1 protein-coding gene is annotated in these 1399 nt (G+C 54.1%); it reads left to right on the top strand.

Features of this window, described 5'->3' with window-relative positions; genetic code table 11:
• Nucleotides 1–91: 91 nt before the first annotated feature.
• Nucleotides 92–1123, top strand: a complete 1032-nt coding sequence (locus BHQ40_RS24670) for an IS110 family RNA-guided transposase (RefSeq protein ID WP_139139481.1) — start codon at nucleotides 92–94, stop codon at nucleotides 1121–1123.
• Nucleotides 1124–1399 lie beyond the last annotated feature (276 nt).

Below are 1399 nucleotides of genomic sequence, written 5' to 3'. Positions count from 1 at the left end.
ACGAGATGGGGTGGTTGCCGCCCTCCCCAGACGGCACTGAGATGTGCCAGGATAGTGGAATTAGGACCACTGAGCGGAAAGGACGGCAATCGTGTCAAAAGATACAATGATCGGCGTGGACTTGGCAAAGTCCGTGTTTCAGCTTCATGCAGCGTCAATGACAGGCGAACCCAAGTTTCGGAAAAAGCTTCCGCGTTCAGCCTTCGCCGCATTTATGGCAGCGCAACCGTCGGCGGTGATCGTGATGGAAGCATGTGGCAGTGCGCATTATTGGGCCCGGGAAATGATCCGGCTTGGCCACGAGGTCAAACTTATCGCACCACACTATGTTAAGCCGTTCGTGAAGCGACAGAAAAATGATGCCGCTGACGCTGAAGCGATCGTAATTGCGGCTCAACGACCAGAGATGCGGTTTGTTGATCCAAAGTCGGAAGAGCAGCAAAGCAGGGCGATTCTATTTCGCGGAAGAGAACGGCTGGTTCATCAACGCACGGAACTGGTCAATGCCGTAAGGGCGGCGCTCTATGAATATGGTCATGTTGTCCCCCAAGGCATAAATCAGCTCTGCAGGATTGCGGACATTCTTGATGAGCTTAACAGCGATTTGCCCGTTTTGATGCGGGAGGAATGCCGAGATCTATTGGCACAGATCGCTGAGAAAACTGAGCGTATCAATATACGGACAAAGAAGATCAAAGCGCTGGCGGCTGAAACTGACGCGGCCAAGCGGCTACAGACGATTCCGGGAGTTGGCCCTTTAACAGCCTTAGCGGTCGAGGCCTTCGCCCCATCAATGGAGAGCTTCCGATGCGGGCGGGACTTCGCGGCCTGGCTCGGTCTTGTCCCGCGACAATTCTCCTCGGGCGGAAAGGAGCGCCTTGGACGTATTTCGAAAGCGGGTCAGGCCGATATCCGCAGACTGCTTATCATAGGTGCAATGTCCCGTCTGAATTGGATGGGTCGAAGATCGATTCCAGAAAATTCCTGGCTCGCAGATATGCTTGCCAGGAAACCGAGAATGCTTGTGGCAATTGCCCTCGCCAACAAGATGGCCAGAACGATTTGGGCCCTGATAAAAAATGGTAATGAATACAGAATTCCGGCGCAGGCAGCAGTTGCATGATCGGCATGCCAACAAGCTTACCTAACGTCGGATGATGGGGGTGTGAGAAGGCGACGACCCGAATGGGCGAAATGAGCGAACAGATCTGGTTCGGGAAAACCAGTTACGAGGCGTGAGCATCCCAGCTCGAAAACGAGATTTGGACTCGAACCGCAGATCACCATACCGGCCAGCGGCTTCTGAAACGCCGCAACCAAAGGCCTGACAGAAGACCGCACTCGATCACTCGCTCTTCGGATCAGAAACTTCTTGCATCACGGGCGGCAACCACAGAAG

It is taken from the genome of Sphingobium phenoxybenzoativorans (assembly GCF_001757355.1).
In the GTDB taxonomy this organism is placed as follows: Bacteria; Pseudomonadota; Alphaproteobacteria; order Sphingomonadales; family Sphingomonadaceae; genus Sphingobium; species Sphingobium phenoxybenzoativorans.
The sequence above is the reverse complement of the archived record's forward strand: the minus strand, read 5'-3'. Positions and strand labels throughout refer to the sequence as shown.